The sequence below is a fragment of the Paenibacillus macquariensis genome, assembly GCF_900156375.1.
Taxonomy (GTDB): domain Bacteria; phylum Bacillota; class Bacilli; order Paenibacillales; family Paenibacillaceae; genus Paenibacillus_AQ; species Paenibacillus_AQ macquariensis.
In genome coordinates, this window is sequence record NZ_FTNK01000012.1 from 37,842 (window position 1) to 52,628 (window position 14,787).

General features: G+C 40.0%; 15 protein-coding genes. 3 read left to right on the forward strand and 12 right to left on the reverse strand.

The genetic code is table 11. The features are described from left to right. Window positions 1–38: 38 nt before the first annotated feature. Window positions 39–512, reverse strand: a complete 474-nt coding sequence (gene gerQ / locus BW961_RS19510) for a spore coat protein GerQ (protein ID WP_068586562.1) — start codon at window positions 510–512, stop codon at window positions 39–41. A gap of 56 nt (window positions 513–568) precedes the next feature. After that, window positions 569–991, reverse strand: coding sequence for a cell wall hydrolase (locus tag BW961_RS19515; protein ID WP_068586559.1), 423 nt, complete (start codon window positions 989–991; stop codon window positions 569–571). A gap of 178 nt (window positions 992–1,169) precedes the next feature. Here BW961_RS19515 and BW961_RS19520 point away from each other — a divergent pair, with 178 nt between their 5' ends. From BW961_RS19520 to BW961_RS19530, 3 genes are all read left to right on the forward strand, one after another. Then, entirely contained in the window at window positions 1,170–2,123 is a 954-nt protein-coding gene (locus BW961_RS19520; protein ID WP_425298688.1) for a carbohydrate ABC transporter permease, read from the forward strand. Window positions 2,124–2,125: 2 nt separating this feature from the next. Further along, complete coding sequence (locus BW961_RS19525) at window positions 2,126–2,944, forward strand: carbohydrate ABC transporter permease (protein ID WP_082867514.1); 819 nt, start codon at window positions 2,126–2,128, stop codon at window positions 2,942–2,944. A 121-nt stretch (window positions 2,945–3,065) separates the two neighbouring features. Beyond that, window positions 3,066–4,466: an ABC transporter substrate-binding protein gene (locus tag BW961_RS19530; RefSeq protein WP_068586553.1), complete on the forward strand. Its 1,401-nt coding sequence runs from the start codon at window positions 3,066–3,068 to the stop codon at window positions 4,464–4,466. Between the two features lie 171 nt (window positions 4,467–4,637). On the opposite strand, the gene BW961_RS19535 is transcribed toward BW961_RS19530, so the two are convergent. The 10 genes from BW961_RS19535 to BW961_RS19580 form a co-directional block, all read right to left on the reverse strand. Continuing rightward, the gene (locus BW961_RS19535; RefSeq protein WP_068586548.1) at window positions 4,638–5,387 is read right to left on the reverse strand and encodes an SDR family NAD(P)-dependent oxidoreductase; all 750 of its coding nucleotides are present in this window, start codon (window positions 5,385–5,387) and stop codon (window positions 4,638–4,640) included. 200 nt (window positions 5,388–5,587) lie between these two features. Next, a complete protein-coding gene (locus BW961_RS19540; RefSeq protein ID WP_068586547.1) occupies window positions 5,588–6,013 on the reverse strand; it encodes a DUF2500 domain-containing protein in 426 nt (141 codons plus the stop codon). A gap of 316 nt (window positions 6,014–6,329) precedes the next feature. Beyond that, window positions 6,330–6,518: a hypothetical protein gene (locus tag BW961_RS19545; protein ID WP_068586545.1), complete on the reverse strand. Its 189-nt coding sequence runs from the start codon at window positions 6,516–6,518 to the stop codon at window positions 6,330–6,332. A 137-nt stretch (window positions 6,519–6,655) separates the two neighbouring features. After that, a complete protein-coding gene (locus tag BW961_RS19550) occupies window positions 6,656–7,936 on the reverse strand; it encodes a YCF48-related protein (RefSeq protein WP_068586672.1) in 1,281 nt (426 codons plus the stop codon). 189 nt (window positions 7,937–8,125) lie between these two features. Further along, complete coding sequence (locus tag BW961_RS19555) at window positions 8,126–8,353, reverse strand: hypothetical protein (protein WP_068586543.1); 228 nt, start codon at window positions 8,351–8,353, stop codon at window positions 8,126–8,128. A 160-nt stretch (window positions 8,354–8,513) separates the two neighbouring features. Next, window positions 8,514–9,908, reverse strand: a complete 1,395-nt coding sequence (gene bcaP, locus BW961_RS19560) for a branched-chain amino acid transporter BcaP (RefSeq protein WP_068586542.1) — start codon at window positions 9,906–9,908, stop codon at window positions 8,514–8,516. Between the two features lie 221 nt (window positions 9,909–10,129). Next, complete coding sequence (locus tag BW961_RS19565) at window positions 10,130–11,428, reverse strand: hemolysin family protein (RefSeq protein WP_068586541.1); 1,299 nt, start codon at window positions 11,426–11,428, stop codon at window positions 10,130–10,132. Window positions 11,429–11,680: 252 nt separating this feature from the next. Continuing rightward, the gene (locus BW961_RS19570) at window positions 11,681–12,775 is read right to left on the reverse strand and encodes a DUF3900 domain-containing protein (protein ID WP_068586540.1); all 1,095 of its coding nucleotides are present in this window, start codon (window positions 12,773–12,775) and stop codon (window positions 11,681–11,683) included. A 115-nt stretch (window positions 12,776–12,890) separates the two neighbouring features. Then, window positions 12,891–13,628 (reverse strand): GntR family transcriptional regulator, encoded by a 738-nt coding sequence (locus BW961_RS19575; protein ID WP_342190434.1) that lies wholly within the window; start codon window positions 13,626–13,628, stop codon window positions 12,891–12,893. A 134-nt stretch (window positions 13,629–13,762) separates the two neighbouring features. Further along, entirely contained in the window at window positions 13,763–14,734 is a 972-nt protein-coding gene (locus tag BW961_RS19580; protein WP_280175212.1) for a tyrosine-type recombinase/integrase, read from the reverse strand. Window positions 14,735–14,787: the final 53 nt, after the last annotated feature.

Below are 14,787 nucleotides of genomic sequence, written 5' to 3' on the forward strand. Positions count from 1 at the left end.
CGATATGGCACCCCTTTGGGACATTTCTCTATACGATATTAGCGTCTTGGTTGAATTTGATTTCCTTGTGTACCTGGGTATTGATAATTAATTGCCTCATCAAACGTAATGTAATCCAAATATATCGTTAACAAGATGACTCTTTTACCCGATGGTTCACTGATAATGATGTGATCACGACCTGCTGCTTCTACTATACCTTTGAAGATCTTAGCATTCCATTCTTTATTATTCTCGTAAGTCATATAGAATGTTCCTGTTTTCCCACGATTCAAGCGCAAAATATTCTCAACATAAGACTGCTCAAATACAGGGGCATTGGTTGGAATAACACTACCTTGTGGTGTCATTGGGTTTCCTGCAGATACTTGAGGCGGCATCATATAGGATCCTCCCATTCCTGGATTCATTTGACCACCACCCATTCCTGGATTCATTTGACCACCACCAAACCCTCCACGTTCGTTACCAATTTGATAAGATACCGGTTGAAAAGGTTGCATTGACATAATAATAATTCCTCCTTATGTTAAAAAACAATAATTTAATGGTTTAGTGCTTGGTTTTGTTAATAGACTGTCGGACAATCCGCGGACGTTGGAGTAAAGAAGCAATGCGCTTTAAATCTTCCTGTGTTTTGTTGGTCGTACCAAGTAGGCGGACAATCCCCTACGGGTCTGAAGAACCAAAGAGCATTGCTTGCAGGCCAAGTACGTTCTCCACGTATAGCTCTTTCAGCAAGTCGGATATCTTTTTCACGAGCTCGTTGATAGAAGTATCCTTTTTGAGGAGCTTCGAATCCCCCTGGACTTTGATATACCATATCCGAAATATTACGCACATTATTGAAGTCCAAACAATCCCCTAAGATCCGGTTCACCCCAACATTACCTACCATAAGCATACCTAGTTCTCCATCTTCTTCAGCTTCTGCTCTCATTAAACGTGCGAGCACTTTAATGTCTTCAGAAGTCGCTTTAACAGCTGGCATCTAATACACCTCCTTGTTTACAATCTTGCTAACTTCACAGTATCTTATGTACATTCGCCCAGTTGGTGACAAATAAAATAATTGATTGTCATTTAACATCATCATGACATTGCCAAAATATCCAAGCCTTATGCTCTATTTAGATATAAGACTAGTAGAGAGCGAGGCACACCTGATTATGGAGAAAAATGTAACGCTCCAGCACATGCTGAAAAGAACGACCTTCCTGCCTGTATTCTCTACCCGCTCCATGCATACCAATCGATGGTTAGAACGCATACTTGCCTTTGTATTTCTTGCTCCATCTTTATTGTTGTTCAGTATTTTCCTCTTCTATCCTCTGCTCAAATCGGTGTATTTGAGCATGAATTTAACGGACCCCCGTGGCCGTGTCGTACAGTACGTAGGTCTTCGTAACTTCACTGACTTACTTACATCAGAACTTTTTTACAAAAGCATAACCGTTACATTAAGTTTCATCCTTTTAACTGTGCCAACGGGTATTATTCTCTCGCTCATCCTTGCTTGGCTGGCACAGACCCGATTACGAGGAATACACCTATTTCGTTTTATATTCTCACTACCCATGGCGATCTCTGTAGGTACAGGTTCCATCATCTGGATGGTTCTATACCATCCGACACTAGGAACGCTGAATTACTTCCTGAGTCTATTACATATCGCACCCATTAATTGGCTCTCTGACCCTAACTGGGCGCTCTTCTCTGTCGCACTCATGACCGTGTGGATGAACCTTGGGTTTCAATTCATTGTATTACTGAGTGGGATGCAAGGCGTGTCAGAAGATATATATGACAGTGCTCAGATCGATGGAGCGGGTCCTCTAAAGACCTTCTTCAAATTAACGCTCCCTTTAATTACGCCTTCTATATTTTTTGTCACGGTAGTATCCATGATTGGTGCTTTTCAGTCATTCGGACAGATCAATATTTTGACAAAAGGAGGCCCTATGAACAGCACCAACGTCATGGTGTTCAATATTTATCAGGATGCATTTATGAATTATCGATTCGGGACAGGTAGTGCACAAGCCTTGATTCTGTTCTTTATTGTTCTGATTCTTACGTTGATTCAGTTCAAGGTCTTAGAGAAGAAGGTGCATTATCAATGATCATGAATCGGATGAACAAAGGTCTGCTGTATTTCGTGTTACTTATAGCTTCTTGTCTCATCTTATTCCCTTTGTTGTATACACTGTCATCTTCATTCATGACCAATGGGGAATCCGCAACCTATCCACCCAGAATGTTACCAAGTCATCTTAACTGGGATAATTATATGAATGTCATTCAGACCATTCCTGTCATGCGTTTCATTGGAAACAGCTTCATAGTATCCACGCTGATTATGATTGGGCAGATCGTAACCGCAAGCACGGCAGCTTATGCCTTTGCATTCCTTCGCTTTCCTGGTAAAACATTTTTGTTCGCCTTGTTCCTTGCTACCATGATGATCCCTTGGGAGGTAATCATGATTCCCAATTATCTGACTATAAAGAATTGGAATCTACTTGATAGTTATACAGGACTGATCATCCCCTTTGTCGCATCTGCATTTGGTACGTTTCTATTAAGACAATCCTTCTTACAGTTGCCAGGTGAATTGTTTGAAGCTGCACGTATAGATGGCTGCGGACATATTCGTATCTTTCTTTCACTCGTACTACCTCTTTCTACACCAGCGATCGCGACGCTAGGCGTATATTCATTCTTGAACCATTGGAATATGTATTTATGGCCGCTACTCATTACCAATAAAGAAGAAATGCGAACCGTCCAGATTGGGATCAGCATGCTACAGTTTGAAGAAATGACGTCATGGAATCTGGTCTTAGCGGGTGTAGTTACCGTCCTGATCCCTTCCCTATTACTGCTTGTTCTTGGTCTAAAGCCGCTTGTGCGAGGTATTACCGCTGGCGCACTTAAGGGCTAAGAGAACGATTAACTCCATCCAGGTTATTCTTCATTCGTTCCGATATTAGAACATTGTCGTTATGGGACATGTCTAATTTCAGATAAAATTAAAGATCCAAAAGGGAGAGAACAAAGAAACCATGAATTTAAAAGCAATGCGTAGACGACCTATGGCACTTCTATTTATCGTATGGATGATGTTGCTGACTTCTGCTTGTGGATCAACGATCAGTAATAACGCATCTAGTGACACAACCAAGGCTACCTCAGGTAGTGAACCTGTGGTGGAATCGGTAAAGAAAAATGAACCGGTTAAAGTGGTCTGGTGGCATTCCATGAGTGGCGAACTCGGAAAGACATTGGACCAACTTGTATCTGATTTCAATAGCTCACAACAAGCTGTTCAGGTTGAAGCTGTCTTTCAAGGAACCTATGATGAGAGTTTAAACAAGTTGAAAGCTGCTATGGATTCTGAGAGCAGCCCAACGTTAATGCAGGTCTACGAGATCGGCAGTCGCTTCATGATTGATACCAAAGCAGTAACGCCAATACAAACATTCATAGACAAAGAAAATTATGACACGACTTCTCTTGAACCTAATATTTTGAACTATTATACATTTGATAACCAGTTGTATTCGATGCCATTTAATACGTCCAATCCAATTCTTTATTACAATAAAGATGCCTTCAAAGCAGCGGGTCTAGATCCAGAGAATCCACCAACCACATATGAAGGCGTAGCAAAAGCTGCAAAGGCATTAACGACTGAAGGTAAATCAGGTGCATCCTTTGCCATCTACGGATGGTTTATGGAACAGTTGCTAGCTAATCAAGGAAAGGAACTCATCGACAACGGGAATGGCCGAACATCTCCTGCTACGTCCTCTTTGTTAAATAGTGAAGCGGCCGTCTCAACCCTAACGTGGTGGAAGCAAATGCTAGATGATAAATCGATCATTAATCTTGGTCGTAAAACGGACGATACCAAGAAAGCATTCGCTGCGGGACAAATTGCGATGACACTTGATTCTACAGCTTCTCTTCGTGGGATCGTTAGTTCAACAAAAGGTAAATTCGAAGTAGGTACTGCTTTCTTACCTAAACCTGAGGGTTCAAATGAAGGCGGCGTTGTGGTAGGTGGTGCTAGCTTATGGATAATGAATAATCGTTCGCAGGAAGAACAACAAGGTGCGTGGGAATTTATCAAATACCTGGCACAACCCACGACACAAGCTAACTGGCATATCAATACAGGATACTTCCCTATCACTAAAAAAGCTTACGATGAGCAGAATGTCAAAGACAATCTGGCTAAATATCCACAATTCCAAACAGCTGTCGACCAGCTTCATCAAACGAAGCCAAGTCTTTCCACACAAGGAGCAGTCATGGGCGTATTCCCTGAAGCGCGTCAATTGACAGAGACGGCCATTGAAGAAGTACTTAACAACAGTAAATCACCTCGAGAGGCATTGAATGACGCTGCTAAGGCGATTACAAGCAAGATACAGGAATATAATCAGACCGTAAGTAAATAGTTATCCTTTCCAGGCATAAACGATTGTGCCGTTATAGCAACGTTTAACGTTGAAATATAAGCGTTAGTATAAGAGTGAAACATATACTTTCTTATATTTAAAAAAAGACACCTCCCTTTAACCGCTGCTTGCGGCGAAATGGGAGGTGTCTTAGTCTCTATATATGGTGGGCTATTCTTCATACATCATTTTACGTGTCATACCACCATCCAGTACAACATTCGTACCTGTAATGAAGGAGTTGTCTGGATCGGTTAAATATAAACAAGCTCTTGCGACATCCTCTGGTGTCCCCACTCTTCCAGAAGGATGCTGTTCGTGATCTATAGTACTTAGAGCATCATAGTCATGGGTCTCGATCCAACCTGGGCTAATACTGTTCACTCGTATGCCGTCTTTACCAAGTGAGATCGCCATTGCATGCGATAAAGCAAGGATAGCCCCCTTCGATGCTGCATAGGCCTCAGAGTCCGGTTCAGACATCATGGAGCGAGTTGAGGAGATGTTCACGATCGAACCTCTGGTTCCCTGACTCTTCATGATCTTTGCCGCTTCACGTGTCGCTAGGAAGCAACTGCGAGCATTTGTATTTAATAGATCATCCCATTCATCCACGGTTAATTCAAAAAGGGACTTGAAGCGGGATACCCCCGCATTATTAATCAGAATATCGATTGTTCCGAATTCCTCAACGGTTGCAGCCATTAACTTCTGTATCTCTTCTTCTGACCTTACATCACAGGTAACGAATAGCGCCGTGCCACCCTCTCGGCGAATGTTTGCAGCCGTTGCAGCCCCTTTATCAGCATCAACATCACCTATAGTGACTCGCGCTCCTCTTGATGCATACATGTGGGCGATACCTTGTCCGATTCCTTGAGCTGCACCAGTAATGACGACTACCTTATTCTTAAATGACATGATGTACCTCCTTTAAGTAATTAAAATTCGCTATGTTTATTATTACATCTAGGACGCATCTTAAGAAACCTCTAATCTTCCTCAACAAGTATTAATCAGACAATATACTCACTCATCATACTTTTCTTCGTAAACAAAGATACTTTCTCTAGAATTACAGCTACAAAATAAAGCCGCCTTATATTAAGGCGGCACGGCAGTTATTCATATCCTCTTCGCTGGGAACGTGCATTTTCCTGCCTTGTGAAGCGGGGATTACGTTGAAATCCCATATAACGGGTTCCCTGAAACGTTAATTGCCCCGTATCCCCTTCAGCACATAGACCATATTCCTCACCATTGACGACGAACTCTATTCGATCACCACTATCTACCTCGAAAGTTATATAATAACAAGTTCGTGTGTAACTTGATATCTGATCATTCTGATGATTCTGATGTTGTTTAACTTCATTGCGCTTACTCACTATAGATGATCCCACAGTAAGTTGAGGTTGTTTATTGTTATTATTCCACCGTAATATACCCTTTCCAACACTCAATAACAAGATACCCATGATCACAATGATAAAGATCGGCATAACCGTACCTACGAAATCGAACATCCAAAATGAGTCAGTCCCCATACTTCTCCCCCCTTCATATATCGCCAACCTTTGCTTATATTTCTCGCTGAAATGGCTACCTCAAGGTTATATCTTTCTTAACAAGCTTCGAAAGTATTGGCTCGGAGAGGAAGTCGATGTTGGTTTTTGTGAAATAATAACTTCGTGTTCCTATCTATTGGGCTCTCCATTATCAAGTATATGCATCCGTCTTCAGAAATTGATCATTTATTCGTAGGTTTATATAACAATTATACACACAAAAAAAGATGAGCATTACAAAGGTTAAATTACACTTTGCGCTACTCATCTTATCAGTATCCTATTCGTATATACGTTATGCATGGATCAGTTGTAATAATACTTGCGTCTCGTTCATTTCATCTTCTTCTACTAACATTCCTTGTTCTGTCCAACAAGCTTTGCATTTCTCTTCGGAATTACATAAATGTGCATCTTCACATGTATAGCAGAATTGGAGTAATTTTTTACTTGTTAGGTCTGTTTCATAATTGAAAGTTGTCATCGTTCCCACTCCTATCGTCTTATCAATCTTGTTTACAAATTAAAGATACCATAAATATAAGTTAATTATTGTGATATAATTCACAAAGTATGCTAAAAGCTAAAATTAATTAGCTTTATTATTGAAGAATACTTATATTACAACACTTTCCAACTCATACCACCATTCAAGGTCTGTAATAACAGTGACCGCTTGGTCTCCTTATTCTCTAAAAGTATCCAGCCTGTTTTAGAGGAGATGAATTCCATTTTGACAACACTTGGGTACGTTTCAATGTATTCTTGTAGATTTCTACTAACAGGCAAAGCATTCCAATTCTTCCCTTGATTCATCGTGTGATAAATCGTTGATCCTTGAAGATACCAGCCTTCTTGTTGATTTATAAAGATTGGATTCAGCATTTGATTCGGCCCCGTTGACCAACCTAGATCGAATGGAGTGAATTTCCACGTCACACCTTTATCAGATGTAAAGTATCCATTCAATTTGGTGCGATTGCCATCTGTACAAGCCAATGGTATAAATCCATGATTACTCGATTCCAGAGTGAACTGCGGATTCCCTAGAGTCAATGATCGACATACAACCATTTTGCTACGATCAATGAGATTAGGTGCAGAAACCCATGAATTACCGGCATCCTTTGTCGTATATAATGTTGCCATTCCCTCGTCTTGAAGGGTAACAACACCATGCAGAGAATCTACAAAAGACATATCCATTACATTACCTTGATAAGAAATAGCAAACGGCGTATCTTTAGATGCGTTTCGTGAGCCAGTGTTCTGCATAATTTTCGTCCAATTTGCTCCACCGTCATCCGTTCTGTACAAGTACTTCTCTTCTTTTCCCATAGAAGAATCTGATGAAGTCAGAATCCACCCACGCTTAGTAGAAGTAAAAGAAATGCCTTTGATATCATCCGATTTAGGCAAAGAGGATATCTTCCAATGAAGACCACCATTACTGGTACGAAGTACCACCGTTTCTTGCGTCCCTTTCACATTACGAACAACCCAACCGTGATTCTTATCTAGGAAGAACACATCTTTTCCATACTTAGGACTAGAAGCGAATTGTACATTGGCTGCAGGAGAAATGTTAACCCAGTTTCCTCCATGATCTTCGGTAGTATATATTCTAAACGAATTTCTTGTTAATCCCCATGCTAGTCCTGTCGTCTCATTAAGTAGATGGAAACCAAGTAATCGCGTCTGAATCTGATACTGTTCTTGTTCCTGTTCTTCAGGTGTGGATACAGTGACTACATTCAAGGTCTGTCCCAGTTCAGTAGGATCCTCTTGTGCTTGTTGCAACGGCTGAGCATCTAATACTACGTTTTTATTATTCGAGCAAGCCGTAAGTAGCAAGCCTAATATAATGGTTATGGTTAGATATATATGTTTATGTGACTTCATGATTTCTACCTCCGTCATACGAGCTTCCTATAAATCCTTAAGAGTAAGTACGCTATCAATAACCCTAGTCTGTGTTTACCTGATATTAGATGAAGTATAATCTAAGTGAACATTATATCACAATATGTGAAATCGATTATTAATAACAAATTAAACTAGGAACAGTAGAGTTCAAATCTATTAACTATGTTAAATATTAATCAGATAAAAAACCCATAGGATCAACGTCATTTTCCATTCCCCATTGATTTTACTTAGATTCATGATCAAGTCGATTTGGTTATCTACAAATTCCGGACCCGCAACTTTTCTAGACGTTTGTGTTAATTTTAAAGATGCTGTATCTTTCTCAACGTTGATTATTTCGATGTTGTTATATTCGTATTTGATATCATAAATAGCATTTATCTGTCCCACTTGAGCTCTAATCTGATTAAACTCAGGGATACTCGGATCAAATGTAGATATACTATGTTATCCCAATTACTACCACTATGTAAACAATTCTTATCTCTATAAATATAAAAAAGACCATGAACGTTGAAGTTCATGGTCTACTCTGCGTTAGCTATTCGTATTACTTATTCAACTTACTATGTCGGTAACCATAAGCGAAGTATATTATGATGCCTATTAATAACCATAACAGAAACCCCAGCCATGTCTCTTTATCTATATTGAGCATTAAATAGAAACAGGCTCCAGCACTCAACAATGGGATAAAGGGCACCCAAGGAACTCTAAACCCTCTCGGTAGGTTCGGGCTTGTAATCCTCATGACGATGATACCTAATGAAACGACTGCAAATGCGAACAGCGTTCCAATACTTGTAAGACTCGCTAGCTTTTCCAGCGGCATTAGTCCAGCTAGAAGGGCAACTAGGACGCCAGTTACCCATGTACCAACGACTGGAACTTGCGTCTTCACATGAATGTTAGACAGTACCTTGGGTAACATTCCATCACGTGATATTGCAAATAACAACCTTGATTGTCCATACAATAACACTAAGAGTACCGTGGTCATACCTGCAATTGCTCCTACTGAGACAAGTCCTGCTACCAAGTTCTGGTTAACAAATCGAAGTGCGAAGGCAACAGGATCTGTCACATTAAGAAGTCCAAAGGGAACAATTCCTGTAATAACCAGAGCCACAACAATATACAGAACAGTACATACTGCAAGCGAAGATATGATCCCAATTGGTAAATCTCGTTGTGGATTTTTCACTTCTTCCGCTGCAGTAGATAGGGCATCAAACCCAATATAGGCGAAAAATACTGCTGCCGCACCGTTAAATACGCCAGACATCCCATAAGGTAAGAATGGGGACCAATTGGATGGTTTCACATAAAATACTCCGACAACTACAAATAGTAAAATGACTGCAATCTTGATCACAACCATAATCGTATTGAATCGAGCCGTTTCCTGAATTCCTCTAGTTAACATATAGGTAATTAAGAGGACGATTACAACGGCTGGAAGATCTATATAGGTTCCTTCCGTCATATTAAAGGCTCCAGAGATCGCGGTAGGCAGTTGGATGCCGAATCCATCTAATAACCCTTTTAAATAACCAGACCAACCACTAGCCACTGCTGCGCCTGACACACCATACTCTAGTGCAAGATCCCAACCCAGAATCCAGGCAATCATCTCACCAAAAGCAGTATAACTATACGCATATGCACTTCCCGATACAGGGACAGATGATGCGAATTCAGAATAACAAAGAGCTGCTAACACACACGCTATAGCTGCTATGATAAAAGACAGTACAAGACCAGGTCCTGCATGTTCAGCTGCCGCAACGCCGGTGAGTACAAATATCCCAGTTCCTATAATGGCTCCAACGCCTAGAATGGTCAAATCCATAGCGCCTAGTGTTTTTTTTAGTTTTGTTGATTGATCTCCAGCAAGTCCCTCTTCAATATAACTTTCCGCTGATTTTTTACGAAATAAATCCATGTTCTCTCTCCTTATTGCATTATTGCATCTTAAAAGCCGCTTGTTATTATTATCTAATATCATGTGCTATGTCAATTGAGAAAATACGGTAATAATATGTGCGTTCAAATTTATAAGAGCCAATATATTATCTTCTCCAATAACTAATCAACCTATACCTATAAATAGAAATCCGTGCAACAAAAAAAGCAGCCACAAGGGCTGCTTTCGTATCCATACTATTAAGATACCACCAAGAGTTCAACTTTACAGTAGCGGTGTTTATCTTTCTCTAGAAGGGTAAAGGTTACATTCTCATGTTGCCATTGATCGCCTTCTTCTAGTTCCGATTGATGACCATATAGCCATCCACCAATAGAATCCCACTCTTCAGTTTCAAACTCTGTTGGGAGTAGATTATTGATAAGTGTTAAGGAAGCCTTACCGTCAGCAATAATATGATTGTCACCGACTTTTGTGATTTCCTGCTCTTCTTCGCTATCGAATTCATCCCGAATCTCTCCGACAATCTGTTCCAATATATCTTCAATGGTAACCATCCCTGATGTTCCACCATATTCATCCACTAGAATCGCAATATGTGTGCTTTCACGTTGCATTCTCTTCAACAATGCATCCACAGAAGCCGTCTCTGGTACTGACATGACTGGTTGCATTAGGCTTGAGACTTCAACGTCAGGATTATCATCATAGGCTAAGAAGAAGCGCTTAGTATTAATAATTCCTATAATATTATCTTTGTTCTCGTGTGCTACAGGAAAGCGAGTATACTGCTCTCTCTTTATGATCTCCATATTCTCCTGTTGGGTCTTATCTGTATATAAACACACCATATCTGTACGTGGAACGAGTATATCTTTAGCAAGCATATTATCAAAAGCGAAGATACGATTCACATATCCAAGTTCATTCTTATTGATCTTACCGCTTTCGTAACTTTCATTAATAATGATCTGAAGCTCTTCTTCGGAATGTGCTTCTTCATGTTCTGAAGCAGGTTTGATACCGAACATTCTAACTAATTGATTGGCCGAGCCATTTAATGTCCAAATAAAAGGTCTCATTATTTTGTCAAACAATATGATAGGTTGGGCAGTTAATAATGCAATAGTCTCCGTCTTGCGGATAGCAATTGTCTTAGGTGTCAATTCACCTACTACAACATGCAAGTACGTAATAACAACGAATGCGATGATGAAAGAAATGAGATCATTTAAACCTTGGGATAACTGCATTTTTGCGAATACAGGATGTAGAATACTCTCTACTGTGGGCTCACCCAACCAACCTAATCCGAGTGATGTAATCGTAATACCCAATTGACAAGCAGATAGATAACCATCCAAATTGGTAATTACTTTTTTTACAGCTAATGCATTTTTTCGGCCTTCACTGATCATCTGATCCACTCGACTAGAACGAAGACGAACCATTGCGAATTCCACCGCTACGAAAAAAGCTGTTAATGCAATTAATATAGCGATTAATACTAGATTTAACCCCGGCCTGCCACTTTCCACTACTTCATCTTCTCCTTTAAAAAATTATGATTTTAATAGATACAAGAAATAATTATACATCTATTCTAGCATTTTTACAAAATTATCTTAAACATACTAGGGTTGCGTTGTCAGTAATTTCAATCCTAATCCTATATATTGCAGCTGCTGTCCCATTTGAATATATAATTTAGAATGATCGAACTTGTGAATGCCACCTTTAGTTTAATCTATATAATTAATGTAATTAAATGTATGCGATATGTGTTCTGATTATTCCTCTTCTATATCATCCGCTACTTCATTCTGTGATTGAAGCAACCGGTCTGCGACCGCGCGGAAGCTTTCAGGTTGTAGTAATTCAACAGGCGAGTAACTTTTATCAAAAGTAAACGCGTCTCCCTCAATAATAACAGCGTAGCCGTCGCGCAGCTTTGTCAAATGTATTTTATCTCCATAGTCAGCTAGGAAACCTTTGATGAACGTCTCTCCAAGTTTGAATTTAATCTCAATCTCTGGCTTGATCTCGATAATACTTTTCGCGGCTTCCACCACTTGCTCTGGTTCCCACTTCTCTTGTAAATTACGCTTGTCACTTGCAGCCCAAAGTTCCAACTCCCGCTCTTCCTGATGACGTTCCTCGTGGCTTGAATCCGGCCATTTATTCTCTACATAAGTCTGAACAAATTCCATAACATGCTCGTTCACGATTTCTGGAATCGATTGCTCATAGGTCACGAACTTCAAGAAATCCTCGAAATATCGCGCATGTGAAGATTGATGGATTTTCAGTTCCCAATCTTCCACGATACCCTCTTCCGGCATATACGGATATTGAATCGATTTCATGTTCTTGGCATTAATAGCCATCTCCACTTGACTTACCAAGCTTTTCTCATCGGAAATTCGAGCAATTTTCTGTTCGAAATCACATTTGAAGACAAAAATAAATGGATCATCCAAATGCGTCGCTAATACCGCTTGAACGATAATCAACGCCCCACCACGAACAGCACTGGTATCCAAGTAACTTCGTAGAAGATCGTCACAAGCATTTTTGTAATCTTCTTTATTATCTGTGGTGCGAAGTCTTAAGAACAAATTAAAGTTGGGATTACTATCCAAATCATGTCCTGGCTCTACAATAAAGCGACCGATTTTGGTAGGTGGTTGTTCACTATTCGGATTCTTCTCCACCTTACGTTTGGCCGTTCGAGCGAATTCACCATCGAGGAACTTACTGATCTCGCTATCGACGTATTCTTGTTCATCCAGTGTTTGAAAGTGCTTATAACTCTTGACAGCTTGACCGTCACGGCTTTCCACCTGTATGACAAAAAAAGATAAGTACTGTACGTTAAATCGCATGATGAACTCCTTTTTAGTATGAATGTTATTGTTTAATTTGATTGATTCTCATCGGGTAATCTGATAAAAGTGATCGCTATTACATATAATAGGTAAGGATTAAGATCGAAAGCTATTATAATGAAAACAATCGTCCAAGGCTAAGCCAATTCTGTTCTGTCAGAGCTGCTACGGCATCAGGATTACCTTCACGGCAAGCCATAATAATAGCTTCATGTTCGCTGACTGCGCTTAATTCACACTGTGAACTAAATCTAGCTAATTCAATTCGGCGTAGCTTAGGTGTAATGCGTTCCAAGACAGCTTCAATTTCAGGATTAGCCGTTGCCTGCACGAATATAGCATGAAAAGCATCATCTTCTTTAATTGCTTGTTCTGAATCTTTCATTTCTAAGGCTTGTAGAAGCCGTTGATTAGTCGCTTCTAGTCGCAAAATATGCTCATTTGTTAGCATAGGAACTGATGTTCTAGCTACGAGTGCATGCAACGCAGCAACGATTACTAGTGTTTGTGTCGCTTCAGTCTCATTTAACGGCGCTACACGGGTATTGGAGCCCGCAAATGACTGAATAAGCCCTTCATCTTCTAAGCGTTTGAGAGCTTCTCGAACTGGTGTTCTACTCACACCGAATTGCACAGCTAATTCCGCATCATTAAGTTTCTGACCTGGAGTGAACTGTAACGTCACGATCCCGCTCTTGAGTGCATCATAAATCTGATCACGCAGCGTAGATCTCTTTAATTTTTGAAACTTATTGTTAGTATCCATCAAACTAATATATTGCATATTGATTTTGATAGCAAGAGAATTATATTGGTATATTCCCTCTCTATCATCTATTACTAATCCCATTTCAGTGGTATTTTGATCCTTAGAGATTTTTGATTAGGCGGATTTGAATAAGGTCTAGATAAAATAATCACTTTATATGGATAATCAAACAATAGGTTAACATAATAAATATTATGTTAACCTATTGTTTGGATTCATATCTGCTGACTTATCAATTCATCTTTATTTTCATCAATACCTTGTCCATTTTCTGAAAATAACGGTAGATCTAATGTCAACCTCGACATCGCTTCCTCTTTCTCACGACTCGTAATATGCGTATATACGGTTGTTGTCTGAATGGAGGAATGACCCAGTAGTTCTTGAACCGTTCGTATATCCGCGCCTTTACGTAGTATCATGGTCGCAAAGGAATGGCGTAACTTATGGCTGGAGTACAGTGTTCGTTGCAATGGGGAGATATCACTCTGAAATCGATCAAAGGTATCTGAGGCTGCCTGCTGAATCGAACGAATCGATAATCTGCGCCCTTTTTGCGATATGAACATGGCCACTTCTTTGTTGCGTTTAGGCTCAAGGCGTTCATTAACTGCCCGCTCTAACATAGGACATACCACTTCAGGGATAGGAACAGTACGCCATTTACGACCTTTCCCGAATACACTCAGCGATCGGCGTTCTGCATTGAAATCACCTAAATTCAGTGCATGAACTTCTCCAACCCGCAGCCCCATATAGGCCATTAATAAGAAAATAGCAAGATTTCGGTCTCGATGTTTTCCTTCTACTGCACTAAAAAACCTTAACATTTCAGCTTCCTCTAAATATATCGGCGCACGGTTCTTGTCTGTCTTAGATTTCTTAATATCTAATGCCGGATTTACGTTATGTAGTTCTAATTCAATCAAAGCTTTAAAAAAACAAGACACCGAAGCATGCTTACGGTTACGTGTCGCGTCACTCACACCGCGTTCGCGGACAGAAGATAAATAAGAAACAACATGAAACTTCTTAACAGCTTCAAGTGACTTACCTCCAAGCGCATCCAAGAATTCTTTCACGTCACTGAGATAAGATTTCTGTGTATACGTTGTATAACCTGCATCCTTCATCCAAATAAGAAAAGCGTCCAGCGCTTCTTCGTAGTCTTCACTATAATCATTCACGCCTTCTCCACCTCCACTTCTATACAACAACCCATTCTATCATAGATTGGATA

Coding starts and splice junctions, on each gene's coding strand:
- BW961_RS19550 (WP_068586672.1), bottom strand. CDS start 7,936: ATGAAGTCACATAAACATATATATCTAACCATAACCATTATATTAGGC.
- BW961_RS19540 (WP_068586547.1), bottom strand. CDS start 6,013: ATGGGGACTGACTCATTTTGGATGTTCGATTTCGTAGGTACGGTTATG.
- bcaP (WP_068586542.1), bottom strand. CDS start 9,908: ATGGATTTATTTCGTAAAAAATCAGCGGAAAGTTATATTGAAGAGGGA.
- BW961_RS19545 (WP_068586545.1), bottom strand. CDS start 6,518: ATGACAACTTTCAATTATGAAACAGACCTAACAAGTAAAAAATTACTC.
- BW961_RS19535 (WP_068586548.1), bottom strand. CDS start 5,387: ATGTCATTTAAGAATAAGGTAGTCGTCATTACTGGTGCAGCTCAAGGA.
- BW961_RS19570 (WP_068586540.1), bottom strand. CDS start 12,775: ATGCGATTTAACGTACAGTACTTATCTTTTTTTGTCATACAGGTGGAA.
- BW961_RS19515 (WP_068586559.1), bottom strand. CDS start 991: ATGCCAGCTGTTAAAGCGACTTCTGAAGACATTAAAGTGCTCGCACGT.
- BW961_RS19575 (WP_342190434.1), bottom strand. CDS start 13,628: ATGGGATTAGTAATAGATGATAGAGAGGGAATATACCAATATAATTCT.
- BW961_RS19530 (WP_068586553.1), top strand. CDS start 3,066: ATGAATTTAAAAGCAATGCGTAGACGACCTATGGCACTTCTATTTATC.
- BW961_RS19520 (WP_425298688.1), top strand. CDS start 1,170: ATGGAGAAAAATGTAACGCTCCAGCACATGCTGAAAAGAACGACCTTC.
- BW961_RS19525 (WP_082867514.1), top strand. CDS start 2,126: ATGAATCGGATGAACAAAGGTCTGCTGTATTTCGTGTTACTTATAGCT.